At 70.9% G+C, this 24,963-nt stretch carries 23 protein-coding genes; 13 read left to right on the top strand and 10 right to left on the bottom strand.

All coding sequences use genetic code 11. From position 1 onward, the window contains the following. Positions 1–216: 216 nt before the first annotated feature. From AC1DWR_RS12570 to AC1DWR_RS12540, 7 genes are all read left to right on the top strand, one after another. Positions 217–2,409, top strand: a complete 2,193-nt coding sequence (locus AC1DWR_RS12570; protein ID WP_477614198.1) for a transglycosylase domain-containing protein — start codon at positions 217–219, stop codon at positions 2,407–2,409. After that, positions 2,406–3,860, top strand: a complete 1,455-nt coding sequence (locus AC1DWR_RS12565; protein ID WP_477614197.1) for a glycosyltransferase 87 family protein — start codon at positions 2,406–2,408, stop codon at positions 3,858–3,860. Before AC1DWR_RS12570 ends, AC1DWR_RS12565 begins: the two co-directional genes overlap by 4 nt. A gap of 182 nt (positions 3,861–4,042) precedes the next feature. Further along, positions 4,043–4,330: a 30S ribosomal protein S6 gene (gene rpsF / locus AC1DWR_RS12560; RefSeq protein WP_056921396.1), complete on the top strand. Its 288-nt coding sequence runs from the start codon at positions 4,043–4,045 to the stop codon at positions 4,328–4,330. Positions 4,331–4,418: 88 nt separating this feature from the next. Beyond that, a complete protein-coding gene (locus tag AC1DWR_RS12555) occupies positions 4,419–4,964 on the top strand; it encodes a single-stranded DNA-binding protein (protein WP_477614196.1) in 546 nt (181 codons plus the stop codon). Between the two features lie 171 nt (positions 4,965–5,135). Continuing rightward, positions 5,136–5,372: a 30S ribosomal protein S18 gene (rpsR, locus tag AC1DWR_RS12550; RefSeq protein ID WP_056884210.1), complete on the top strand. Its 237-nt coding sequence runs from the start codon at positions 5,136–5,138 to the stop codon at positions 5,370–5,372. A 26-nt stretch (positions 5,373–5,398) separates the two neighbouring features. After that, positions 5,399–5,845, top strand: coding sequence for a 50S ribosomal protein L9 (rplI, locus tag AC1DWR_RS12545; RefSeq protein ID WP_477614195.1), 447 nt, complete (start codon positions 5,399–5,401; stop codon positions 5,843–5,845). Positions 5,846–5,981: 136 nt separating this feature from the next. After that, on the top strand, positions 5,982–7,505 hold the full coding sequence (locus AC1DWR_RS12540) for a gamma-glutamyltransferase (RefSeq protein WP_477624559.1): 1,524 nt from the start codon (positions 5,982–5,984) through the stop codon (positions 7,503–7,505). A 295-nt stretch (positions 7,506–7,800) separates the two neighbouring features. On the opposite strand, the gene AC1DWR_RS12535 is transcribed toward AC1DWR_RS12540, so the two are convergent. From AC1DWR_RS12535 to AC1DWR_RS12525, 3 genes are read right to left on the bottom strand one after another with little or no spacing between them, the layout of a single operon-like run. Beyond that, positions 7,801–9,156: an MATE family efflux transporter gene (locus tag AC1DWR_RS12535; RefSeq protein ID WP_477614193.1), complete on the bottom strand. Its 1,356-nt coding sequence runs from the start codon at positions 9,154–9,156 to the stop codon at positions 7,801–7,803. Between the two features lie 9 nt (positions 9,157–9,165). Beyond that, positions 9,166–9,831 (bottom strand): TetR/AcrR family transcriptional regulator, encoded by a 666-nt coding sequence (locus AC1DWR_RS12530; protein ID WP_477614192.1) that lies wholly within the window; start codon positions 9,829–9,831, stop codon positions 9,166–9,168. A 40-nt stretch (positions 9,832–9,871) separates the two neighbouring features. Further along, entirely contained in the window at positions 9,872–12,337 is a 2,466-nt protein-coding gene (locus AC1DWR_RS12525; protein WP_477614191.1) for a glycoside hydrolase family 3 protein, read from the bottom strand. A 100-nt stretch (positions 12,338–12,437) separates the two neighbouring features. On the opposite strand from AC1DWR_RS12525, the gene AC1DWR_RS12520 reads away from it, so the two are divergent. Together AC1DWR_RS12520 and AC1DWR_RS12515 are read left to right on the top strand one after the other, a co-directional pair. Further along, positions 12,438–13,250, top strand: a complete 813-nt coding sequence (locus tag AC1DWR_RS12520; RefSeq protein WP_477614190.1) for a PIG-L deacetylase family protein — start codon at positions 12,438–12,440, stop codon at positions 13,248–13,250. Further along, on the top strand, positions 13,243–14,442 hold the full coding sequence (locus AC1DWR_RS12515) for an MFS transporter (RefSeq protein ID WP_477624558.1): 1,200 nt from the start codon (positions 13,243–13,245) through the stop codon (positions 14,440–14,442). Before AC1DWR_RS12520 ends, AC1DWR_RS12515 begins: the two co-directional genes overlap by 8 nt. Here the strand turns inward: AC1DWR_RS12515 and AC1DWR_RS12510 are convergent. The 3 genes from AC1DWR_RS12510 to AC1DWR_RS12500 form a co-directional block, all read right to left on the bottom strand. Beyond that, entirely contained in the window at positions 14,429–15,118 is a 690-nt protein-coding gene (locus AC1DWR_RS12510; RefSeq protein WP_477624557.1) for a DNA alkylation repair protein, read from the bottom strand. The two genes, AC1DWR_RS12515 and AC1DWR_RS12510, sit on opposite strands and share 14 nt — an antisense overlap. A 127-nt stretch (positions 15,119–15,245) precedes the next feature. Further along, positions 15,246–16,091: a hypothetical protein gene (locus AC1DWR_RS12505; protein ID WP_477624556.1), complete on the bottom strand. Its 846-nt coding sequence runs from the start codon at positions 16,089–16,091 to the stop codon at positions 15,246–15,248. A 91-nt stretch (positions 16,092–16,182) separates the two neighbouring features. Further along, a complete protein-coding gene (locus AC1DWR_RS12500) occupies positions 16,183–16,455 on the bottom strand; it encodes a DUF2277 domain-containing protein (protein ID WP_477614186.1) in 273 nt (90 codons plus the stop codon). Positions 16,456–16,912: 457 nt separating this feature from the next. Here AC1DWR_RS12500 and dnaB point away from each other — a divergent pair, with 457 nt between their 5' ends. Further along, on the top strand, positions 16,913–18,280 hold the full coding sequence (gene dnaB / locus AC1DWR_RS12495) for a replicative DNA helicase (RefSeq protein ID WP_477614185.1): 1,368 nt from the start codon (positions 16,913–16,915) through the stop codon (positions 18,278–18,280). Positions 18,281–18,302: 22 nt separating this feature from the next. On the opposite strand, the gene AC1DWR_RS12490 is transcribed toward dnaB, so the two are convergent. Further along, positions 18,303–19,286, bottom strand: a complete 984-nt coding sequence (locus AC1DWR_RS12490; RefSeq protein ID WP_477614184.1) for a DUF429 domain-containing protein — start codon at positions 19,284–19,286, stop codon at positions 18,303–18,305. 131 nt (positions 19,287–19,417) lie between these two features. Here AC1DWR_RS12490 and AC1DWR_RS12485 point away from each other — a divergent pair, with 131 nt between their 5' ends. Beyond that, complete coding sequence (locus AC1DWR_RS12485; RefSeq protein ID WP_477614183.1) at positions 19,418–20,683, top strand: cysteine desulfurase-like protein; 1,266 nt, start codon at positions 19,418–19,420, stop codon at positions 20,681–20,683. A 21-nt stretch (positions 20,684–20,704) separates the two neighbouring features. Here AC1DWR_RS12485 and AC1DWR_RS12480 read toward each other — a convergent pair whose 3' ends face one another. Continuing rightward, a complete protein-coding gene (locus AC1DWR_RS12480) occupies positions 20,705–21,589 on the bottom strand; it encodes a phosphotransferase (RefSeq protein ID WP_477614182.1) in 885 nt (294 codons plus the stop codon). A 118-nt stretch (positions 21,590–21,707) separates the two neighbouring features. Here AC1DWR_RS12480 and AC1DWR_RS12475 point away from each other — a divergent pair, with 118 nt between their 5' ends. Further along, positions 21,708–22,745: a fatty acid desaturase family protein gene (locus AC1DWR_RS12475; protein ID WP_477614181.1), complete on the top strand. Its 1,038-nt coding sequence runs from the start codon at positions 21,708–21,710 to the stop codon at positions 22,743–22,745. Between the two features lie 38 nt (positions 22,746–22,783). Here AC1DWR_RS12475 and AC1DWR_RS12470 read toward each other — a convergent pair whose 3' ends face one another. Further along, entirely contained in the window at positions 22,784–23,890 is a 1,107-nt protein-coding gene (locus AC1DWR_RS12470; protein ID WP_477624555.1) for a DNA glycosylase AlkZ-like family protein, read from the bottom strand. Beyond that, entirely contained in the window at positions 23,890–24,633 is a 744-nt protein-coding gene (locus tag AC1DWR_RS12465) for a serine hydrolase (protein WP_477624554.1), read from the bottom strand. Before AC1DWR_RS12465 ends, AC1DWR_RS12470 begins: the two co-directional genes overlap by 1 nt. Between AC1DWR_RS12465 and AC1DWR_RS12460 the strand changes: the two genes are divergently transcribed. Continuing rightward, entirely contained in the window at positions 24,611–24,925 is a 315-nt protein-coding gene (locus AC1DWR_RS12460; protein WP_477624553.1) for a hypothetical protein, read from the top strand. The two genes, AC1DWR_RS12465 and AC1DWR_RS12460, sit on opposite strands and share 23 nt — an antisense overlap. Positions 24,926–24,963: the final 38 nt, after the last annotated feature.

Below are 24,963 nucleotides of genomic sequence, written 5' to 3'. Positions count from 1 at the left end.
GTCCTCGTGGCTTCGACGACTGGGTAAGCGTACACCAGATATATCGAGCCGATATATCTGGTGAACCCAGCCCGAACAGCCGGCCAGCCGGCATACCGGGGACACCGAATGCACGATTCAGAAGTCCGCCAGTCATACTGAGGGCCACTTGACTGCGCGCAAGGGCGGCCCGAGGGTCGGTGCCTGCGCCAGCTGTATGCCGATCGGGAAGGTCACATGAGTACCCCACGTCCGAAGACGCGAGCCCAGGCCAAGGCGGGGCAGACCCGCCGAGCCAAGGCAGCCAAGACGGCCCGGCCCAAGGGCGGCGCCGGCAGGCGGTGGGCGAAGTGGCTCGGCCTCACGGCGCTGGCAGGGTTCCTGCTCCTCGCGATCGGCTTCTTCGTCGCCTACTCGATGATCGACGCCCCCAAGCCGAACGACCTGGCCGCTGCGCAGGCATCGATCATCTACTACGCCGACGGCAAGACCGAGATCGACCGGATCAGTGAGGTCAACCGCGAGTCCGTGCCGTTGAAGCAGGTGCCCAAGGCCGTGCAGGAGGCCCACCTGGCTGCGGAGGACCGCAACTTCTACCAGAACTCCGGGATCAGCCCGACCGGCATCCTCCGGGGTGCCTGGACGACCCTGTCCGGCGGCACCGCCCAGAGCGGGTCGACGATCACGCAGCAGTACGTCAAGAACTACTTCCTGACCCAGGACCAGACGCTGTCGCGCAAGGGCCGGGAGATCATCATCTCCATCAAGATCGCCAAGCAGCAGTCCAAGGACACGATCCTCGAGAACTACCTCAACACGATCTACTACGGTCGCGGGGCGTTCGGCATCCAGACGGCGTCGAAGGCCTACTTCAACAAGGACGTGTCCAAGCTGACGCCGTCCGAGGGCGCCCTGCTGGCGTCGGTCGTCAAGGGACCGTCGTTCTTCGACCCCGGTCTCGGGGAGTCCCAGAAGGCCAACGCCGAGGCCCGGTGGAAGTACGTGATGGACGGCATGGTGACCAAGGGCTGGCTGACGCCTGAGGCGCGGGCCGAGGCGACGTTCCCGACCAAGTCCCTGGTGAAGTACCAGCCGAACCGCAATGCCGCCGGACCGAACGGGTTCATCACCGACGCGGTCAAGCGCGAGCTCAAGGCCAAGCTCAAGCTCACCGACACCGACATCGACAAGGGTGGCTACCGGATCGTCACCACGATCGACCAGAAGGCGCAGAAGGCCGCCGTCGACGCGGTCAAGGCCCGGATGCCCAAGGGCAAGGGCACGTCGTCGTTGCGGGTCGGCCTGACCTCGATCAAGCCCGGGGACGGCTCCGTGGTCGCGATGTACGGCGGTGCGGACTACCAGAAGGAACAGTTCAACACCGCTACCCAGGCCAGCATGCAGGCCGGGTCGACGTTCAAGATCTTCGCCCTGCTGGCGGCCCTGTCCCAGGACCAGCCGATCAGCACCAAGACCAAGTTCGAGGGCCGCAGCCCGCAGTACTTCAAGGAGTTCGAGGACTCCGCGGCGAAGACCGACTTCCTGCGCCGCGGCGGCGTCCGCAACTTCGGGCCCGGCTCGGGTGAGCAGTTCGGCAACATCGACCTGCGGACGGCCACCGGCCACTCGGTCAACACCGTCTACGCGCAGCTCAACATCAAGGTCGGGCCCAAGGCCACCCGTGACGCAGCGGTCGCAGCGGGTCTGCCGGAGAAGGGGCTCGGGACCAACTACGCCAACGTCCTCGGCACGTCGCACGTCACGGTGACGGACATGGCCAACGCCTACGCGACGATCGCGAGCCAGGGCACCAGGGTGACGCCGTACTACATCCGCTCCGTGAAGGGTGGACCCGGCGACCTCAACTACAAGGCCAAGCCGGTCAAGAAGGCGGCCTTCGACAAGGACGTCACGGCCGACACGGTCGACGCCATGGAGCAGGTGGTCAAGGACGGCACCGCCGTGTACGCCCAGAACCTCGGGCGGCCCGTCGCAGGCAAGACAGGCACCACGACCGACAACAAGGCGGCTTGGTTCGACGGGTTCACCCCGCAGCTGGCCACCGCGGTGGGCATCTACAGCACCGGCCCCAAGGGCGAGGAGCTGTCGATGAACAACATCCCCGGCGTCGGGGAGCTCACCGGTGCGACCGTGCCGCTGCACATCTGGACCGACTTCATGACCGCGGCGCTCAAGGGCCAGAAGGTCGTCGACTTCCCCAAGCGCGCCGGCCTCGGTGACGACAAGGTCTACACCCCGCCGCCGACGACGACGTCCACCACGACGACCACGACTACCACGACCACGACGACCACCACGACGACGCCCACCCCGACCAAGACCAAGGGCACGGGCAAGCCGACGACCACGGTCCCGCCGCCGACGACGATCACGCTCGGCGCCGGCGGACCACCCCCGACGACACAGTGACCCGGCCGCACGACCCGGCGCCGCACGTCTCCTCGACGTCGGACCTCCTGCCCGGTGGTGCGCTGGCGGTCGCCGGCGGGCCACTGGGCCGGCACGTCTCGGCCCGGGCGGTCTCGTGGGTCGCCACGGTCGTGCCGTTGCTCGTCGCGACGGCTGCGACCATGTCGCTGTCGGTGGCGGAGCGTGCCCACTGCATCCAGAAGGGCTGGACCGGCTCGGACCAGTTCTGGCACGCCTGCTTCTCCGACCTGCCGGCGCTCTACCAGCTGGGCAACCTCGACGACGGCCTGGCGTCCTACCTCGCTGGTGACGGTGCGCGGGCCGACCACCCGGTGCTCACGGGCTCGGTGATGGCCTGGGTGGGAGGTCTGGTGCCGGACGGGTCGTTCCTCGACCAGACCCGGTGGTACTTCGCCCTGTGGGCCCTGCTCGGCACCGGCCTCGCCATCGCCATCGTCTACCTCACCGCCGCCTCGCGTCCGCGGCACTCCGTGAACGCCGCGCAGGTCGCGCTCAGCCCCGTGCTGCTGCTCACGGCGATGCTGTCGCCCGACCTGTTCGGGGTCGCCCTCGCCAGCGCCGGCATCTGGGCCTGGAGCCGGCGACGCCCCGCGCTGGCCGGTGCCCTCCTGGGCCTGGCAGTCGCCGCCCGGACCTACCCCGTCCTGATCCTGCTGGCCCTCGTGGTCCTCGGGCTGCGCACCGGCCGCCTCGAGGCGGTCGGTCGGACGCTGGCCGCCGCAGCCGGGGCCGTGGGTGTGGTCCTGCTGCCGTTCCTGGTCGCGAACCCCGGCGCCATCGTGGTGTCGTACGAGAAGTGGTGGGACAGCCCCGCCGGTCTGGGCTCCTTGTGGATGGTGCCCGACCTGGTCGGTCACCCCCTCCCCGCCGGAGTCAGCACCCTGCTCACGGTGGTGGGGCTGGTGCTGGCCGCGTTGACGGGCGCGATGTTCGCGCTGAGCACCCGACGTCGGCCCACCCTGGCCGAGGTCGCATTCGTCCTGGTCGCCCTCGCCCTCCTGGCCGGCAAGACCTTCCCCGTGCAGTCCTCCCTCTGGCTGCTGCCGCTGGTGGCGCTGTGCGGGCTCCGCTGGCGGGACCACCTGCTGTGGGCAGGGGCCGAGGCTCTCCACTTCGTCGCCGTGTGGCTCTATGTCGGCGGCCTGTCCAAGCCCGACCGGGGCCTCCCGGCCGGTTGGTATGCCGTGACCCTCACCCTCCGCGTCCTCGCCGTCGGCTACCTCGTGTGGCGGGTCTGGTACACCGCCGCGCAACGCGCGGAGGCCCCGGAGGTCTCTTCCTCCGAGGAGCTGCGGGGCCAGGACACGGGGGACCTTCCCAAGGACGACTCCCGGGACTTCGACCAGGCCGACGACTCCGACGCAGTGGTCGACGAGCTGGCCGGCGACTTCACGGACGCCCCCGACCAGCTGCTCGTCCGCCTCGCCTGAGGGGCGCCCGCCCGGAATCGGGGCCTGTGGACAACGATTCGGTCGATGTCCCTGTGTCCCGGTACTCTGTTCCAGGTTCCCCGGCGGCGCACCTCGACGGTGCTTCGCAGGGGATCGCACTGCAACCCTCCTGTCACGGAGAGACCGTGACCGCCATAGACCAAAGGAGGCGGGTTATCAGCATGCGTCAGTACGAACTCATGGTCATCCTCGACCCCGAGCTCGACGACCGGACCGTCGCGCCGTCGCTCGACAAGTTCCTCACCGTCGTGACCAAGGACAAGGGCACCGTCGACAACATCGACATCTGGGGCCGCCGTCGCTTGGCGTTCGAGATCAAGAAGAAGGCCGAGGGCATCTACGCCGTCGTCAACTTCACCGCAGAGCCGGCCACGGCCAAGGAGCTGGACCGCCAGCTCGGCCTCAACGAGTCGGTCATGCGCACCAAGCTCCTGCGCCCCGGCGCCTGAGCTGCACCCGATCTGTTTCTGAACACTGAGCCGGCTCTGAAGAGCTTGCTCGACCAGACCTGACCCAAACGAACAGGGGACCTGCTCCATGGCTGGCGACACCATCATCACCGTCATCGGCAACATCACCGGCGACCCTGAGCTGCGCTTCACCCCCTCGGGTGCTGCCGTCGCGAACTTCACCGTGGCCTCCACGCCGCGGCAGTTCGACCGGCAGTCCAACGAGTGGAAGGACGGCGAAACGCTGTTCATGCGCTGCTCGGTGTGGCGTGACGCGGCGGAGAACGTCGCCGAGTCGCTGCAGCGCGGCACTCGCGTGCTCGTCACCGGTCGCCTGAAGTCTCGCTCGTACGACACCAAAGAGGGCGAGAAGCGCACCGTCATGGAGCTCGAGGTCGACGAGGTCGGCCCGTCCCTGCGCTACGCCACTGCGAAGGTCAACAAGACCCAGCGCGGCGGAGCGGGTGGTGGCGGCTTCTCCGGTGGTGGCCAGGGTGGCTCGCAGGAGGACCCGTGGGCGACCGGCCCGTCCGGTGGCCAGCAGTCCGCTCCGCAGTCGGCACCCCAGGGTGGCGGCCAGCAGGGTGGCGGGTGGGGCGGCGGCGCGCCGTCCTACGACGAGCCCCCGTTCTGATCGGTCACAGGCACAGATCACTCGGTATGCCGGGTGGTGAGCTTCCGCAGGGAAGCCGGCCACGCGGCATACCCACCGTTTGAACAGCATCATCCAGAAAAACGTGAACACACCATCCCTGGGAGACCAGGGCTCATCCGCTGAGACTCTCAGCAGAAGGAGAGCACCACGATGGCCAAGCCCGTTGTGCGCAAGCCCAAGAAGAAGGCCAACCCGCTGAAGGCGGCGAAGGTCGAGAACATCGACTACAAGGACACTGCGCTGCTGCGCAAGTTCATCTCCGACCGCGGCAAGATCCGCGCGCGTCGGGTGACCGGTGTGTCCGTCCAGGAGCAGCGACTCATTGCCACCGCGGTCAAGAACGCCCGCGAGATGGCGCTGCTGCCCTACTCGAGCTCGTCCCGCTGAGCTCGGGCGCTAGGAGGATCTGAACCATGAAGGTGATTCTGACCCACGAGGTCTCCAGCCTCGGGACCGCCGGTGACGTCGTCGACGTCAAGGACGGCTACGCCCGCAACTTCCTGTTCCGCCGTGGCCTGGCCACCGCGTGGACCAAGGGCGGGCAGAAGCAGGTCGACTCGATCAACAAGGGCCGCGAGGTCCGGGCGATCAACTCGCTCGAGGAGGCCAAGTCGATCAAGGGCAACCTCGAGGCCAAGGCCGTCAAGGTCGTGGCCCACGCTGGTGGCTCCGGTCGCCTGTTCGGTGCCATCTCGACCGCCGACATCGCCGCCGCCGTGAAGGCGGCCGGTGGCCCGGAGCTCGACAAGCGCAAGATCGAGGTCACGACCCCGATCAAGTCCGTCGGCAGCCACGAGGCGCTCATCCGCCTGCACCCCGAGGTGCAGGCCAAGGTGACGCTCGACGTCGTCGCCGGCTGACCCAGCCGCTGCACGAAGGCCCGGCTCCCGCTGCACGGCGGGGCCGGGCCTTCGTCACGCCCGGCGCCCTTCCTGGGTCCGTTCGGGCGCGGGTGGCCCCGTGCGGGAGTTCGGGGCATGGGACAGAATCGGGCGCATGACACCACGCGTGGCGATCGCGGCGACCGGACCGGCGTCTGCTGAGGCCGGCCTCGCGGCGGCCGCTGCCGGCGGCAACGCCGTCGACGCCGCCATCGCGGCGATGGTCTCCGCGATGACCACCGAGCCGGGCATCGTCTCGGCCGCGGGCGGCGCCTTCGTCAGTGTCTGGCCCGCCGGCGGCGACCCCGAGGTGATCGACGGCAACGTCGAGATGCCCGGTCGTGGGCTGGACCCCTCGCAGTTCGGGACGGGGCTTCGCGAGGTCACCACCTCCTACGGCGGCGGCCTCACCCTGTATGCCGGTCACGGCTCGGTCGCGACCCCCGGCGCGTTCGCAGCCCTGGGCGTGGCCCACGACCGTCATGGTGCGGCGACGTGGCGGGACGTCCTGGATCCCAGCATCGTGGCAGCCCGGACCGGCTATGCCATCGGTGGCGCCGCGGCGAGCTACCTCGCCATCACCGGGGAGCTGGTCTTCGGGTGGGACGAGCACACCAGGCCCTTGGTGAGGGGCGACGACGGCGAGATCGTCATCGCCGGTCAGCAGGCGACCAACCCCGACCTCGCCGACACCCTCGAGCAGATCGCCACCGAGGGAGCCCGCTCCCTCTACACCGGCGACCTGGCCGCCCGCATCGCTGCGGACAGTGACGCGCGCGGTGGCCTGATCACCGCCGCTGACCTCGCGGCCTACCGGGCGGTGGTCCGCACGCCGTTGCGTCTCACCCTCGGGGAGTGGGACCTGGCCCTCAACCCGCCTCCCTCGGTGGGTGGGCCGATGCTCACCGTGATGCTGCGTGAGCTCGCGACCGGCGGCTGGGACTGGGCGCGCATCATCGAGATCCAGCGAAGGGTGCTGTCCTACCGCCACCAGGTGCACGACCTGTCGACCGATCTCGAGGAGGACGGCTACGCCCTGCTGGAGTCGGTCGACCGCAACGGGCTGGCCAGCCTGCCGACCTCCTCCTCGACGGCCCACGTCTCGGCGGTCGACAGCGACGGCACGCTCTGCGCGATCACGGCATCGAGCGGGTATGGTTCCGGCGCAACGGTTCCCGGCACCGGACTCATGCTCAACAACTGTCTGGGCGAGCCCGAGCTGAACAGGCTCGGGCTGCACGCGCTGGCTCCCGGCACCCGCCTCGCCTCCAACATGTCCCCGTCCGTGGCGCGTTCGCGGTCTGGCGGGGCGCTCGCGATCGGCAGCCCTGGCGCCGACCGGATCACGACAGCCCTGATGCAGGTGCTCGGTCGCTACTGCCTCGAGGGCCTCCCGATGCAGGAGGCGATCGACGCGACGCGGGTGCACCTGCGGATCCTGGAGGACGGGACGACGCGGGTCGATCACGAGGACGACGACGCAGTGTCTGCTGCGGTGGAGAGCCTGGGGTTGCCGTCGTTCTCGCACGGCCCGAGGTCGATGTTCTTCGGTGGTGTCGGTGCGGCCCGGCGACTGGCCGACGGCACGCTCGACGCCGCCGGCGACTCCCGCCGCGAGGCCGCGACCCGCGTCGCCTGACCCCGCCCGCCCGCCCGGCCCSGCGACCCGCCCGGCCTCATGACGACTTGTTGCGCGCAGATCGTCACCGGGCCCCGAACTGGCCTTCTGTGACCACCCGCCGGCAACAAGTCGGCGAGGCCGTGGACTTGTTGCGCGCAGATCGTCACCGGGCCCCCGAACTGGCCTTCGGTGACCACCAGCCGGCAACAAGTCGCCGAGGCCGTGGACTTGTTGCGCGCAGATCGTCACCGGACCCCCGAACTGGCCTTCGGTGACCACCAGCCGGCAACAAGTCGGCGCTCCGCGCGAGGGGTCAGCGGGCTGCGCCGGTCACGGCCCAGGCGTCGCCGCGGATCCGCCACCAGAAGAAGCACGCGCGGATCGCCATGAACGCCGTGAAGACGACCCAGAGGACGACGACCGCTCGCGGCGCACCGTGGGCCAGCAGCTCGTCACCGGTGGCGTGCACCCAGAGGGCGACGGGCAGGTAGAGCACCAGCGTCGCCGCCATGGCCTTGGCGAGCCAGCGACCGTCACCCGCACCGATCAGCACCCCGTCCACCACGAAGACGTAGCCGGCCAGGGGCTGCCCGAGGGCCACCACGATGAGGGCGGCGGCCAACGCCGACCGCACGGCGGGGTCGGTGGTGAAGAGCGCGGGCAGCAACGAGTGCACCGCCAGGACGACCAGCCCCAGGAGTGCTCCTCCCCAGATGCCCCACCGGATCATCGTGGTGGTTGCGGCGCGTGCCGCAGCTACGTCACCGGCGCCGAGCGCCTTGCCCGTGATCGCCTGCGCAGCGATGGCGAGGGCGTCGAGGGCGAACGCCAGGAAGCTCCACACCGTCGCCGCCACCTGGTGCGAGGCCAGCGGCACGTCACCGAGGCCGGCGGCGACCCAGGTGGTGACCAACAGGATCGCGCGAAGCGCCAGCGTTCGCACGAGCAGAGGTATGCCGGTCAGCGCGGCGCGCAGGACGCGGCCCGGATGCGCGTGCAGAGTGGCGCCTGCCCGGCGCGCGTGGCGCACCAGGACGGTCACGAGTCCGATCGCCATGCCGGTCTGCGCGATCACGGTGCCCCACGCGGATCCGGCTATGCCCCAACCGAATCCGTAGACGAAGAGGAGGTTGAGAACCACGTTGGAGGAGAATCCGGCGACCGAGGCCACCAGCGGTGTCCGGGTGTCCTGAAGCCCGCGAAGCACCCCCGTGGCGGCCAACGCCACGAGCATCGCGGGGATGCCGAGGGCCGAGATGCGAAGGTACGTCGCGGCATACCCGATGGCGTCCTCGGACGCGCCGAAGACCCGGCAGAGCGGTTCGGCGGCGAAGGCGACGGCGATGGAGGTCGCTGCCCCCAGCCCGACCGCGAGCCAGGTGCCGTCGATGCCTGCTTCCAGGGCGCCGCGCTCGCTGCCGGCGCCGATCTGGCGCGACACGATCGAGGTGGTGCCGTAAGCGAGGAAGACGAAGATGTTGGCCGCGGTGATGAGGGTGGCACTCGCGACTCCGAGGCCGGCGAGCTGGGCGGTGCCGAGGTGGCCGATGATCGCCGAGTCGGCCAGCAGGAACAGGGGTTCGGCGACGAGGGCGAGGAACGCGGGGACCGCGAGGCGCAGGATGTCGCGGCTCTGCGCCGACCTCGCACCGACCTGCCCTCTGCTCACCGCGCCACGCTAACGGTTGGCCGGAGACCTGTTCGGTGGTGGTCGCCCAGCGGTCGCCCAGCGGTCGCGCAGCCCGGCGACGTAGGACTCGACGTCGGCAGCCATGTCCACCTGGTCGGGGGCGACCAGCCATTGCAGCTGGAGCCCGTCCATGAGGGCGACGAACTGCCGGGCGATGGCCGGCGCTGGCAGCCCCGGCTCGGCACTTCCGTCGGCCACGGCGTCGGTCAGGGCGCGGGTGAGTGAGTCGACGGCACTCGCGTGGTGCCGCCGCAGCCAGTCGTGTCCCGGGTGCGCCGGGTCGACCGCTTCGCCGGCCAGGCTGGTGAAGAGTCGGACCATCGCCTCGCGACGGGCGTTGAGCCGCACCAGCTCCACCATGTCGTCGAGCACCTCCCAGCCGCGGGCGGGTGCCTCGCGTCGGGCGGACAGGCTCGCGAGGTCGCGCAGGTCGCGCTGCTCGAGCACCGCCGCGAGCAGGTCCTCCTTGGAGGCGAAGTGGTGCAGCAGGCCGGTCTGGCTCAAGCCCGACGCGGTGGCGATGGCGGTCATCGGCGTCGCGTGGAAACCGCGCTCGGCGAAGAGCTCGGTGGCTGCCTCGACGATTCGTTCACGGGTGTCGCCGGTGCCGGCCGCACCCCTGGGCCGGCCGCGCCCCCGTCGTGCGGTGCTCACGACCGTTGTGCGGGACGGTGGTGCGGGAAGGTCACGACCGTCAGGCCAGGGGGAGCCGAGTGCGGATGTCGCCCAGACCGCGGGCGACCAGGAGCTCGCCTCCGGTGAGGGGGGCGCCCCACTCGCCGGCCGCCGTGTCCCACCGGCGCCACAGCCTCGCGTCCGTGGCGATCTCCACCTCGACGCGCTCACCCGCTGCCACCGTGGCCGAACCCCAGCCGACGAGCCGGACCGGCTGGTCGGGGTCGGCGGGCTGGAAGTACGCCTGCACGACCTCGCGAGACTGTCGTTCGCTGGTGTTTCGCACCGTGACACGCACGCCTGCTTCGGTGAGCTCGGCGGACTCGTAGTCCCACGACCCGTACCCGTCACCAGCGCCGAGCCAGTGTGCGGGGGCGTCCGCGTGACCGGCGTGGAAGCCGCGATAGCCGACGAACAGCCCGTCCGTGTAGTCGAGCTGCAGGTCGGTCGGCTCGACGTCCCACGCCGGGGCCGCGCCGTCCGCTGCCGGCCAGGACGTCACCAGTCGGCCGGCGGGCTCCCGCAGCCCGAGGAGGGCATCGGCCACCGCGTGTCCACCCTCCTGCCCCGGCAGCCCGACCACGATGACGGCGTCGACGTCACCGGCCCACGGCATCAGCACAGGGGTGGCGGCGTTGACGACGACGACCGTGCGGGGGGCCGCGGCGGCCACCGCTGACACCAGCCGGTCCTGGTCGCCAGGCAGGACGAGGGTGGACTTGTCGGTGCCCTCGGTCTCCTGCTCCGGGGTGAGCCCGACCACGACCATGGCCACCTCTGCGCTGCGCGCGGCCTCGACCGCCGCCTCGATGACGTCATCCGCCGGGGGCGGCACCGGGCCGGCCACGAGCGACTTGACGCCCATGCCCGAGGCCAGCACGTGCGACAGCGTGCTCAGCTTGCCGTCGGGGCCGGGTTGGGGTTCGGACCGCACGATGGTGAGGACGGCCTCGACGAGCGAGCCCGGCTCCGCGTCGACCTCGGTCGTCCAGCGCGGAGGCTTGAACATTCCCTCGCCCGGGTCGGCGCCACTGGCGGCGAGGTCTCCTCCACCGAGCTCCACACCGTCGAGGCTGACCGTCCACCGACCCGTGCCGAGAACCCCTAGCCGCACGTGGCCGCCCTCGACCAGCCGGGCGCGCAGCCGCAGCTGCTCGGTCGGGCGGGGCAGGGTCTCGTCCCAGCCCGTCGTCACGTCAGCGCCGCCCACGTGCTCGGAGAGCATGACCACACCGTCCGCGTCGACGTGCTCGACCTGCATGCCGGGTGCGCCGGTCTCGGGGTCGCTGATCACCGTGGCCGAGGCGGGGAGGGGCCGTTCCCGGACCTCGACACCGTCCGCCACTGTCAGCCGGTCGCCGATCGCGGCACGCAGACCTTCCTCGATGGACACCTGGTAGGGCGGGTTGACCTGGGCCGAGCCGCCACCCATGCAGACGGTCTCCACGGCGTGCCGCCCGATGAGGGCGACCGTGCCGGAGCCCGAACCCGAGAGCGGCAGGACCCCGCCCTCGTTGCGCAGGACGACCATGCCGTCGGTGGCCAGTCGGCGCAGCTGCTCGCGGCGCGCGAGTGCATCGGGTGCCGGCGAGTCCGTCGGCCACGCCCGGTGACCTTCCGGACCACCCAGGGCGCCGACCCGCTCCGCGAGCCGGAGCAGCCGGCATACGTGCTCGTCGATGACGGACTCGGGCACGGCGCCCGACTCGACGTCGGCCACGAGCGCCTCGCCCCATGGCCCGTCAGGGCCGGGCATGACGAGGTCGAGGCCACCGAGCGCCGCCGGGGCGGAGGTCTTGGTCGCGAACCAGTCGCTCATGAGCAGGCCGTCCCAGCCCCATTCGCCCTTCACGACCTCGTTGTTGACGTGGTCCTGCTCGGTGGCCGCGGCTCCGTTGATGTCGTTGTAGGCCGCCATGATCGACCAGGGCTGCGACTCCTCGACAGCGATCTCGAACGGCAGGAGGTAGACCTCGCGCAGCGCCTCCTCGCTCACGACCGAGTTCATGTAGTTGCGCAGCGTCTCGGACTCGTTGGCCACGAGGTGCTTGAGGCAGGCACCGATTCCCTTGCCCTGCAAGCCCTTAACGTATGCCGCGGCGAGACGACCGGTGAGCAGCGGGTCCTCGGAGTAGGCCTCGAAGAGCCGGCCCCCAAGGGGGGACCGGTGCAGGTTGATGGTCGGCCCGAGGACGACGTGGATCTGCTGCCGCTCGGCTTCCTCGGCCAGCATCTCTCCGACCTCGTGGGCGGTGTCCTCGTCCCAGGCGCTCGCGAGGAGGGTGGCGTTGGGGAAGAGCGCCACGTGGTCGCCGCCGGTGAACTTGAGGCCACGGACGCCGGTGGGGCCGTCGGAGAAGGCCATCGGCGCGAGCCCGATCGAGTCCTCGCCGTGGAGGGTGAAGGAGGTGGCGCCGGTGAGCAGGCGCACCTTGGTGTCAAGGTCGAGGGTGGCGACGAGGGCGCTGAAGTCGGTGGAGGTCACGGCTCCCAGTGCAGCGGAGCATGGGCAGCCAGTAAATAGTTACCGCTAACTATTTCGCGGACTGAGACACCGGGGCGGAGGCGGTTGGCATGATGGCGTCGTGTCCACGATCGTCTTCCTCCACGCCCACCCCGACGACGAGGCGTCCCAGACCGCCGGCGCGATGGCCCGTGCCGTCGCGGAGGGCAACCGCGTCGTCACCGTCTTCGCCACCAATGGCGACCACGGCGAGCTCCCGTCCGGCGGCCTCCCCGAGGGCGAGACCCTGGTCCACTGGCGTCGTCGCGAGGCCCAGGCCAGCGCGGATGCCCTGGGGGTCCAACGGATCGCGTGGCTGGGCTACCGCGACTCGGGCATGACCGGCTGGGCGCAGAACTCGGACGAGGGCGCCTTCACCGGTGCCGATCTCGACGAGGCGGCGACAAGGCTCGCGGCGATCCTCGATGAGGAGGATGCCGACGTCCTGGTGGGCTACGACTGGCACGGCGGCTACGGCCACCCCGACCACGTCAAGGTCCACGCCGTGGTCCACCGCGCAGCCGAGCTGGCCGCCCGTCGCCCTCGACTGCTCGAGTCGACGATGAACCGGGACGCCGTGCGCGGGGTCTTCCAGGCGGCGGTGGCAGCCGGTGCCGGGGACAAGGCGTTCGACCCCGACAGCCCCATGGACGACGGCAACCCGCTCGGCACGCCCGAGGCCGAGATCACCTGGCAGGTCGACGTGGGCGACTACCTCGAGCAGCGTCGCGCCTCCCTCGAGGCGCACCGGAGCCAGGCGAGTGACATCGAGGGGATGCTCTCGATGCCCCCGGACTTTTTCGCGATCTTCTTCGGGCGCGAGCACTACCTCGAGCCCGGCCTCGACCGTGCCCAGCACCCAGGGATGCAGGTGGGCTGGCCGTTCGGTGACTGACGCCGCCCGGGCAGCCGCGCCGCTCGGTCCTGTCGCCCTGCTCCGCCTTCCCCAGGTCGCGCGGCTGTTGTTCTCCGCCGTGGTCGGGCGACTGCCCAATGGCATGGTCCCGCTCGCCCTGGTGCTCTTCGCCCGCGACACCGGCAGCGGCTACGGCCGGGCCGGTCTGCTCACCGCGGCATACTCCCTCGGGTGTTGCCTGGGTGGGCCTGCCCTCTCGCGCGTGATGGACCTGCGTGGACAGCGCGCCGCGCTGGTGCTGGGTGGGCTGGTCTCGTCGTTCGCGCTCGCGGTGCTCCCGTGGGTGCCGTCCGGAGGCGCGCTGTTCGTGGCCCTGGTCGCCGGGCTGGCGACGCCACCGCTCGAGCCGGCCCTGCGCACCCTGTGGCCATCCGTGCTGTCGCCGCGCCAGGTGCCGTCGGCGTTTGCGCTCGACGCGGCGGCCCAGGAGCTGATCTTCGTGATCGGTCCGCTGGTCGTCCTGGTCGCCCAGCTGGGTGGCAGCGGTGGCGGGCTGGTGGCGGCCGCTGCCATCGGGTTGGCCGGCACTGCCTGGTTCGTCGCGTCGCGCGCCTCGGGTGCGTGGGTGCCGCCCGTGCACGAGGACAGGCACTGGCTCGGACCGCTGCGTTCGCGCCGGCTGTGCGTGCTGTACGCCGCGGTTGCGCTCGTGGGACTGACCATCGGGGTGCCGGCCGTCGCGCTGGTTGCCTATGCCGAGTCGACCGGCGACCGCGGGCTGGCACCCTGGCTCGTGGCCGCCAACGCCCTCGGAGCCCTCGTCGGCGGGGTTGCCTACAGCCCGCGCGCGCCCCACCGCGATCCGCGCCGTGACCTGCTGCTGGGGCTGGGACTGGTCGCGCTGACGTATGCCGCCCTGGCCTGGGTGCCGTCGAACGCCCTGGTGATGGGTCTGCTCGCCGTCGCCAGCGGGGTCGGCCTGCCGGTGGTCCTCACGTGCGTCTTCCAGCTGGTCGACCGGCTGGCCCCGGTCGGCACGACCACCGAGGCGTTCGCGTGGCTGATCTCCGCGTTCCTGGTGGGTTCGTCGGCGGGTGCCGCCGCCGCAGGCTCGCTGTCGGACGCAGGGCAGATCGGCGCAGCCTTCCTCGTGGCCGCGGGGTCCGCGCTGGCCGCCCTGGCAGTGGCGCGGGTCGTCGTCCGTCCGGCCCATCCCGTCAGAGGTGCTTGAGGGCCTCGCGCCGGCTCAGTCCGCTCAACCTGTCGCCGTACTCCGCAACGGTCGCACGTACCCAGTCCGGGTCGGTCCGCGCGTGCTGGCGCAGAGCCCATCCGATCGCCTTCCGGATCCAGAAGCTGGTGTCCGCGAGGTTGGGCTCGATGGCCTCACGCAGCAGCGCGAGGTCGGTCTGCTCCTTGAACGTCAGCTGGCTGATGATGGCGGTCCGGCGCAGCCACTGGTCGTCGTCCGTCGCCCACCCGCGCACCACGGGTGTCATGGTCGCCTTGTGGGACAACAGGATCGGCCCGATGCGGTTGCTCGCGACCTCGTCGACGTGGTCCCACCAGGCGCCAGTCACAAGGAGGTGGCGGTAGAGCGGGACCACGTCCGGGTCCTGCCACTCGCGGTAGGCGCGGTGTCCCGTGAGCGCCGTCGCGGCATACCGCTCCTCGCGGTGGGTGGCACCGTCCCAGAGCTCGCGCACCGCGCCGTCCCATTCACCGCGCCCCTCGATCCGGTATGCCGGGTCGGCCAGGATCGGTCGCAGCAGCGCCTTGAGCTCGGGGGAGGTCAGGCCGCGGTAGGGCATCGACGACTTCATGTAGGCCTGCTGGCTCACCGCACGCTCGGGGTCGCCCGCCCCGGCGAGGGCGGTCCGGACGGCATCGACGACGGGGTGGGTCACGCAGGCAGCATCCCAGCCTGCTCCGACAAGCGGGAGGGACAGGGCCCAGGCGTCGCCCGGGCATCGCGCGGGGATCGCGCGGGGATCGCGCGGGGAAGGCGGGGATCGTGCGGGGAGCGCGCGGGGATCACGTGCCGGTGGCAAGGGCCTCGTCGCGTCGCGCCACGAGCAAGGCCCGGGTGGACCCGAGCAGGGCCCCGGGCAGGCCGGTCGGCCGCAACCGCGGCGCGCCCGGTGGTGCCACGACCAGGTCGGCGCCGGGTGCCAGCCGATCGAGCAGGGCCGCCCCGCGGCCGGCAGCGGACGGTGCGACGCCCAGTCGCGGCCACAGGTCGCGCGCCAGCAGCTGACCCGTCGGCCCGATCAGTGCGTTGGCCTGGGCGGCTGCCCACACGAGTGCCCCCATCGCGGAGTCGTCACGGGTGCTGCGCAGCAGCATGCCGGGGTCGGCGGTCAGCGCTGCGGCGAGCAGGTGCCGCAGAGCGGCCACCAGCTCCTCGAGCCCGAACGCCTCGACAGCCAGGCGGTCGCACTCGGCACTGATCCTGTGCGCCCTGACCAGCAGGTCGACGGGCAGTTCAGGCAGGTCGAGAGGTCGTGTGACCAGTGGGCGGTCGTCGAGGTCGAGCAAGGCGCGACGACCCCCGACGAGGCAGTCCAGCCACCGCAGCTCGCGGTCGAGGTGGTCGGTCGCCATCGTCAGCGCCGGGCGGCGACGCCGCGCCGAGGGCTCCCACCGGCCGTCGCTGCCGTCCTCCACCCAGTGGTCGGCGGGCAGCCCGTCGACGAGGACCAGGTGGGTGATACGGGCCCGACGACCCAGGGTCTGTGCGCGCGCGTCGCGGGCTGTGGTGGCTGCCTCGGCTTCCGCCTCGTCCGTCCACCGGGTCGACCAGTCCGAAGGGTCGTTCAGCGGCGCCCCGGCCGCAGCGGGCGGTGTGCGGTGGCTCGGCGAAGGTGGTGGCGACGTCATGTCCCCACCATGACAGCGACAGCGGGACCACCCGGCAGATATCCACAGCCCGCCCCGCGGGGCTCACGGCGCGAGGCTCAGTCAGCGTGGCTCAGGCGGCGCCGTAGCGCGCCTGTGCGCGGGCCCTGGCCTTGGCCGCCTCGGTCTCACGGTCCTTCGGCGGCGCCGTCGTGGTGAGGTGCTCGAGCAGGTGCTGGGTCGCGTGCGCGACCTCGGCGACGGCCTCGTCGAAGGCGGCCTGGTTGGCGGCGCTGGGCTTGGTGCTGCCGCTGACCTTGCGGACGTACTGGAGCGCCGCGGCGCGGACCTCGTCGGAGGTGGCGGCGGGCTCGAAGTTGTGCAGCTGGCGGATGTTTCGGCACATGCGGTCAGGCTACGTCGGGGCGGCCGAGTGTGTCGCGCGTCATGTGGACGAGCCACAGCGTGGACACGCCCGAAAATTTCCTGGGTCCACACCCGGTGGATCACGAACCTGCAGGTCAGCGGCGGGTTGTGCGACCAGGCGTCGCGAAATCCACAGGGTTATCCCCCGACTGTGCACAAGCAAGTCGGGCGTTGCGCACACCTTGTCCCCACCCTGTCCACAGGGCTGGTTTGAGGTGCGGGGCGGGCGGCCATACGTTGTGCCGGGTCACATGGTTCTGGTGTCGCAGACGCGAGATGTCGGTGGGCACTGGTGTACTCGAATCACACCGGTGGAAGTCGCCGCCAGTGGGCGTCGGATGTGGTGCCGTGGAGTGCGGTGACCTTTGAAATGCATGGCGGATGCGGTGCACGTCGAATGAAGTGACAGGGGAGTTGCGCGGGTGTCTCTTGCGGAGTTGAGCACGAGTGCGTTCGGCACCGGCGGTGACGGACCGCCGCCGAGCGACGAGCGCGTTCCCCCTCAGGACCTGCATGCCGAGCAGTCCGTCCTCGGCGGCATGCTGCTGTCCAAGGACGCGATCGCCGACTGCGTCGAGGGGCTGCGCGGCACCGACTTCTACCGACCCGCTCACGAGCTGATCTACGACGCGATCCTCGACCTCTACGGGCGGGGTGAGCCGGCCGACGCGATCACCGTGTCGGACGAGCTGTCCAAGCGCGGTGACCTGCAGCGGATCGGCGGCCAGGCCTACCTGCACACCCTCATCCAGGCTGTCCCGACGGCTGCGAACGCGGGCTACTACGCCGAGATCGTCAGTGAGCGGGCGGTGCTGCGCCGCCTCGTCGAGGCCGGCACCCGCATCGTGCAGCTCGGCTACCAGCAGGGCAACGGCGACGTCGAGGACATCGTCAACGCCGCCCAGGCCGAGGTCTACGCGGTGGCCGACAAGCGCGGCGGTGAGGACTACCACGCGCTCGGTGACATCCTCGAGGAGACGCTCAACGAGATCGAGGTGGCCGCGGGGCGCGACGCCAGCGAGATGCTCGGCGTGCCGACCGGCTTCATCGAGCTCGACGAGCTCACCCACGGCCTGCACCCTGGCCAGATGATCGTCCTCGCTGCCCGGCCGGCCGTCGGAAAGTCGACGATGGGCCTGGACATCGCCCGGTCGGCTGCCATCAAGCACAAGATGGCGACCGCCGTCTTCTCGCTCGAGATGAGCCGGTCAGAGATCACCATGCGTGTGCTCTCGGCCGAGGCGCAGATCCAGCTGCAGGACCTGCGCAAGGGCACGATCGGTGATGCGGGCTGGAAAAAGCTCGCGCGCATCATGGGTCAGATCTCGGATTCGCCCTTGTTCATCGACGATTCGCCGAACATGTCACTGATGGAGATCCGGGCCAAGTGCCGCCGGCTCAAACAGCAGCACAACCTCAAGCTGGTCGTGATCGACTACCTCCAGCTGATGAGCTCGGGCAAGAAGGTCGAGTCGCGCCAGCAGGAGGTGTCGGAGTTCTCGCGTGCGCTCAAGCTGCTCGCCAAGGAGCTCGAGGTGCCGGTGATCGCGATCAGCCAGCTGAACCGTGGTCCCGAGCAGCGCACCGACAAGCGCCCGCAGATGTCCGACCTGAGAGAAAGTGGATCGATCGAGCAAGACGCGGACATGGTGATCCTGCTCCACCGCGACAAGGCCGACCCGGGCCGCGAGGGTGAGGCCGACGTGATCGTGGCCAAGCACCGTAACGGTCCGACCAAGGACATCGTGCTGGCCTTCCAGGGCCACTACTCGCGCTTCGCTAACATGGCCCGCGACGGCTTCTGACCGGCCCACCCCGCCGGGGGCGTCAGACCCAGATCGCTGCGGGTATGCCGTCGGAGAAGGTCTCGGGCGGCTCCGGGAGCGAACGTGCGAGTCCGGTCGTGCGACGGGCCGCCGTCCACGCGGCGGCACACGCGTCGAGGACGTCGTCCGCGGCATACCCGTCGCCCTTGAGCACTGACGGTGACGCGATGCCCGCGGAGGCAAGGGCCGCCAGCCGGGCCGAGCGTCCCTCGTCGGTCTTCTTCGCGGCGATCAGCGGTGCGCCGGCCATGACGGCGAAGCTCAGCTCAGGGTGCACCTCGAAGACGGCCACGGTCGGTCGGCTGCGCACCCAGGCGTCGACTTCGAGGATCTTGTCGCGCAACCCGAAGGCGTGGGCGCCCACTCCCTGACCGGACCTGGTGCGGTTGACCGCGTCCGCGGCTTCCCGCGAACCCTGCTCGTAGGCCGCCCGGGTCAGCGTGGTGAAGACCGAGGAAGCCTTGCCCTTCAACGCTTTTCGCGCCAGGACGTCCGCCTGACGGGTGCTGTCGTCGGGAAGGCCGATGGGGATGTCGATCGCCACCGCCTGGAGGTCGAGGGTCTGGCGCACCATCTCCACCAGCGCGGCGATGGTGGCCGCGACGGCGATGCGCGGCCGCGGCGCGCCGGGCTCGAGGATGGCGCCCACCCAGCCGGCCTTGCACGCGTCGACGCCGAGCACGGGCACGGTCACCTCCACGCGCGGCGCCGGCGTCGGCCCGCCGGGTGGCTTCGTCTCCGGATCGGTAGGCCGCGTGGCGAGGTCGCCCACCTCCACCCCGAGCGCGTCGCCGAGGCGTCGCAGCGTGGTCGCGATCGCCGCCACTGCCTCCGCCACTGCCTCCGCCACCTCTCCGCTCGCGGCGGGCTCGACCGCCGTGAACCTCGCCGCTGCGGCCGCAGGTGCATCGAGCCTCGTGGCCAGGGCGGCCGCCTGCTTGGACAGCTCGAGGGACAGGTCGTGCGCGCTCGCCTCGCCCGCCATGTCTGCTCACCGCCGTTCGGTCGTGTCTGCCGTGCGCCGTGCGCCGTGCGCCAGCGTGCCACGACTCGCGCCGAACCTTCGATCAGGGTGTGCCGGAGTCGGCCCGAGCGCGGGATGGCACAGTGCAAGGTATGCCGCCGACCGAGTCCCAGCCGAACTCCCCCCCGCTCGCTGCGGAGGCCTCGCTCGCTGCCGAGGCCTCGTTCGACGTCGAGGCTCTGCGCGGCCAGTTCCCCGCGCTGCGGGGAGGAGCGGCGCACTTCGACGGACCAGGTGGCTCGCAGACCCCGCAGGCGGTGGCCGATGCCATTGCCCGCCAGCTGACCTCCCCCATCTCGACCAGGGGCGCAGTCACCCACGCGGAGCGCAACTCCGACGCTGCGGTGCGCGATGCCCGGACCGCGGTGGGGGACCTGCTTGGCGCGGACCCGACTGCAGTGGTCTTCGGCCGCAGCATGACGGCGCTCACCTTCGAGATGGCGCGGACCCTGTCCCGCGGCTGGGGTCCGGGTGACGAGGTGGTCGTCAGTCGGCTCGACCACGACGCGAACATCCGCCCGTGGGTACTGGCCGCCGAGGCGGTCGGTGCGACGGTGCGCTGGGCAGAGTTCGACCCGGGCACCGGTGACCTCGATCCTGCGGCCTTCGCCGAGGTGGTCGGCGACCGGACCCGGCTCGTCGCCGTCACTGCCGCGTCCAACCTGATCGGAACCAGGCCCGCCCTTCCGGAGATCGCCGACATCGCCCATGGCGCTGGAGCCCTGCTCTACGTGGACGCCGTGCACCTGGCCCCCCACGGGCTGATCGACCGGGCGGCCATGGGCGCCGACTTCGTGGCCTGCTCGCCCTACAAGTTCTTCGGCCCGCACTGCGGCGCCCTGGCGTCGACCCCGGAACTGCTGGAGACGCTTCACCCCGACAAGCTCCTGCCCTCCTCCGACGCCGTTCCCGAGCGGTTCGAGCTCGGGACGCTGCCTTACGAACTGTTGGCCGGAGTGACTGCGGCCGTCGACGTGCTGGCGGGGATCGTGCCCGGTGACGGCAGTCGGCGCGAGCGGCTCGCCGGCTCGATGGCAGCTGTGAGCCGGCACGAGCTGGGCCTGCGCGAACGTCTGGAGACCGAGGTGTCGGCGCTCCCCGGCGCGACCCTGCACTCGCGGGCTGACCACCGCACCCCGACCATCCTCGTGACGTTCGAGGGCCAGGACAGCACGGCGCTGTCCCGCCACCTGTCCGATCGGGGAGTCAACGCCCCTGCCGGGAACTTCTACGCGGTCGAGGCGTCCCGGGTCCTGGGGCTCGGGGACGCCGGCGGTCTCCGCCTGGGCGTCGCGTCCTACACGACGGACGAGGACGTCGACCGGCTGGTGACGGGTCTGCAGGCGTACCCCTTCTGAGGAACTCGGCTCTCGATGGGTTCAGCGCCGCCCGCTGACAGTCGCGGCTGGGCTCTCGCCCGTCTCGGCAAGGGCGTCCGCGATCATCTGGTGGCCGTGCTCCTCGAACTCCGCGTCGCCGACCTGGTGCGCCCACACTGCGGTGCCGACCGCCTCCCGGACCCGGTTGCGACGCCACCCGGCCGCCTCGCGTGGATCGCGGCCGTAACCCTCCAGGAACGCCGCCTCGAGGGCAGCGTCCCCGCGGAACTCCCGCGCCGCCATGCGCGTGAAGTCCGACATGGCAGGCCGCAAGGCAGCCCGGCCGAAGTCGATGACGCTGACCAGCCCCTCGTGCACGATCCAGTTGCGCGGCTGCCAGTCGCCGTGGGTTGGCACGAGCACCGCGGGCGCCTCCGGCCACGTCGCTATCTCGTTTCGCAGCGCCCTCTCCACGTCTGGGGCGATCCGATGCGGTTTGTCGAGCCAGGCAAGCGACTTCGCGTTCTCCGCCGCCTCGTACCCCCAGTCGCTCACGGACGACTGCGAGTGCAGCAGGGCGAGCAGCTCACCGGCCTGCCGGTATGCCGCGGGGTCGCGGGCGCTGTCCGTTCCCTCGACCAGTTGGCCGGGCAGGAAGTGGGTCACAAGGAGGTTCGCGGCCGCGTCGTGGTGAATGAGTATCGGTGCCCGGCCGCGAGACGTCCAGGGCTCCAACCAGTGCAGGTGTGCGTGCAGCTCGCGAGTCATGTGGTGGTCGTCCGGCCCTCCGGCCTTGACGATGAACCGGTGCGCCTCGTGGGTAACCTCCAGCACGACACGGTCGACCAGACCCCAGCTGTGGTCGCGCTCGACGACCGCGCCGGGTAGCAACCGGTGGAGCAGCGTCCGCTGGTCGGGGGTCAGTTTCGCGATGCCGGACGCCATCCGGCGATCGTAGACAAGCGCCAGCGCCAGGTCGCCGCTTCGCGCGTAGACTCGACGAGCAAGGCTGCCCCGGACCCGGTGGCGTACCACCACGGCGCATCACCACCGGGAGTCCGTCATGAGCACCCTTCCCAGTCCCGTGTCCTCGACGGCGGACGCCCCTCGACGGCTGTACGCGGACGTGAATGCGGCCGTGCGCGCCGCAGGACTGATGGATCGGCGGCTCGGGTCCTACGCCGGCCACTTCGCGTTCAACCTCCTCGGCCTCCTCACCGTGGTGGCCGCGATGGTGCTCTGGCGCAACTCGTGGTGGCTGATCGCGTGGGCGGCGGTGCTGGCGGTGGTGTCGGTGCAGATCGGGTTCCTCGGTCACGACATCGCGCACCGTCAGGTCTCGCGCAGGGCCAGGACGGCCACCCTGCTCGGTCTGCTCCACGCCAACCTGCTCAGTGGACTCAGCTACGGGTGGTGGGTCGACAAGCACAACGCGCACCACGCGCACCCGAACGACCTCGACACCGACCCCGACGTGCGTGCCGGAGCCCTCGTGTTCGACGTCAGCCAGGCGGTCGGACGCCGGGGGCTGGCCGCGACGGTCACGAGGTACCAGGCGTGGCTCTTCTTCCCCATGCTCACCTTCGAGGCCGCGAACCTCTATGTCGCCGGCCTCCGCACGCTGGTCCGCCCGGGTTCCCGTTACCGGACGACCGAGATCCTCCTGATCGGCTGCCACACGCTGGCCTACGTCTCACTCGTGGCGGCCACCATGACGTGGGTGCAGGGTCTGGTCTTCGTCACCGTCCACCAGGGGCTTCGCGGTCTCTACCTCGGCGTGTCGTTCGCCCCCAACCACAAGGGAATGCCCGTGCTCTCCAGGGCCGACGAGGCGGACCCGTTCCTGCGCCAGGTGCTCACGTCCCGCAACATCCGCGGTGGCCCGGTGGTCGACTGGGCCCTGGGCGGGTTGAACTACCAGATCGAGCACCACCTCTTCCCGAGTATGCCGCGGGCGAACCTTCCCCGGGCGCAGGTGATCGTGCGCTCGTTCTGCGACCGCAACGGCGTTCCCTACGTCGAGGCCTCTGCGCCCTCCTCGTACGCGGACGTCGTTCGCCACCTGCATGCCGTCGGCGCCTCGTTGCGCGAGCGTGCCTGAGCCTGCGGACTTCAGCGACCTCAGCGACTTCAGCGACCTCAGCGGGCGACGACCAGGCCGAGCCAGTCCGCCAGGTCCTCGATCTCGGCGCCGACAGCGGACCGGAGCCCGGCAGGGAACGGTTCGTCCTCGTGGACCGCAGCGACCCGCAACACCCCCGCCGCCAGGTCGGCGGTGGCGTCGACCTTGCCGACCAGCCGGTCGGCGTGCAGGATCGGCAGCGCCCAGTAGCCCCACCGGCGTTTGGCAGCCGGCTTGTACATCTCGAGCTGGTACTCGAACTCGAAGAGCTCGGTCATCCGCTTGCGGTCGAACACCAGCCGGTCCAGTGGGGACAACAGCACAGTGCGTCCGGCGAACGGCTCGTCGAGGCGCTCCAGCTGCCAAGGGTCGACCCGCCAGGGCCCACGCAGACCCTCCACGAAGACCACCTCGCCGACCTGGCCCACGTCGTTCGGCTCCCCGGAGACCTCGACTGCCTTCTCGCGGGCCAGCCCGAGTGCGGCCAGTCGCCGCCGGGCGCGCTCCCCAAGGGCCTCGTCCACGGGCACGGCCCTGGTGTCGGGGAAGACCCGCCTGGCCAGGTCCCACTGCCGTTCGCGCCCCTCGCGGCTGGCCACGGCCACCTCGCCCCGGGCCTCCATGAAGTCGAGCATGCGCTGGGTGTTCTTGTTGTTGGTCCAGCCGGTCGACCGCCACGGCACGACGCACGAGTCGGGCAGGTGTCGCGCCGCGAGGGGTGCCTCGGACGCGAGCTGCTCGAGGATGTCGAGGCGGCAGTCGTCGTTGGCCGACACCCACTCGGCGACGTCCATCTGCCAGTCGCGAAGCGGTTCGGGGCCAGGCCACTGGGCCATCTCCGCGCGGTAGAGGGAGATGTCCTCCGCTGGGCGCAGGAACCCCCTCAGCTCGACCACCGCCCGCTCCTGGAACAGCTCGTCGAGGTCGCCCACGGCGTAGCGACCGCCGAGGCGGCTCCAGCACACCAGGTCCGCGCTGGGCGCGACCGCCGCCGTCAGGTCGACCTGGACCGCCCCCAGGCGCCGCACCACGTCGAGCAGGTCTGTGGGCCGCGGTGCGTCGAGCAGCTGCGCCCGCACCGCGATGCGTCGCGCCTCGGCGCGGGACAGCACGATGTCGCCCATCAGCCTCGGCCGGACTCCAGCGCCAGCCGCCGCTTCAGGATCTTCGCGAGGTAGTTCATCTGCGCGACGTGGGCCGAGTCACCGTCGCTCTGGAGCACCGCCGGGCCCTGCGCGTCGGTGATGATCGCGACGGCATACCCGTCGACGATCCCCACCTGGCGGGTGACCGTGTTGCTCCGCAACCAGCCTCCCTTGAACGGGCCGGCGCCGATGGTCCCCAGGCCCCACCGGTGCGCGGAGATCGGTCGCATCGACGACAGCAGGTAGGCGCTCGCAGCCTTGGACACCACTCGCCCCGCGCTGAGGGCGGCCATGAACCGGACCTGTTCGCGGATGGTCCACAGCATCCCGCCCTGGGAGGTGTCGGGGGCCACGGTCCGGGTGTCGCCGATCGACCGCAGGACCCTGGTGATGGCTGCGCCGGGGCTTCCCGGGATCGCGTCACGCAGGGCGACGACCGCGTTCGCGTCGGAGGCGGTGAGGGCGGCGGTCACCCAGCGCTTCTGCTGCGCGGTGGCCCTGGCCGGGTCGCCGTCGCACACGGTGTCGAGGAAGGCGGCGACCACCAGCACCTTGGACGTCGACCACGCCTTGTAGCTTGACACCGACCCCTCGACGGTGATCTTGCCCGGGTTGCTGAGCGGGGCGAACGCGAAGGCGTCGTTGGGGTCCCCCGCGAGGCTGGTCCGCAGCGCGCCCGACGGTGCAGGGGAGGACGGCTTGGTCGACCGGGGTGGCTTCACCGCGGGTGCCTTGGTCTTCGGAGCGGCCCGGGTCGCCGTGGTCGTCGTGGAGCTCGTGGTCGTGCTGCTCGTCGAGGACGACGTCGTGCTGGCGGACGTCGTGCTGGCGGAACTCGTGGTGGCCGCGCGCGGCGCATCCTCGGTGCCCGCGCACGCGCCGAGCGCGAGGCAGGCCACTGCCAACCAGACCGTGTGCCGCATGGTCACCGAGGGTAACCCGGCCGCCTCCCAGCGCGAACCACCTGTGGGACCTGCATCGCGAACGCCGACGTGGCGCCGGCCGAGCCAGTAATCGAGTTGGTGCGGCCTGACCGGGCCGGACATGATCGA

The organism is Pedococcus sp. P2_E2, assembly GCF_056403955.1.
This window is presented reverse-complemented; position numbering and strand designations above follow the sequence as displayed.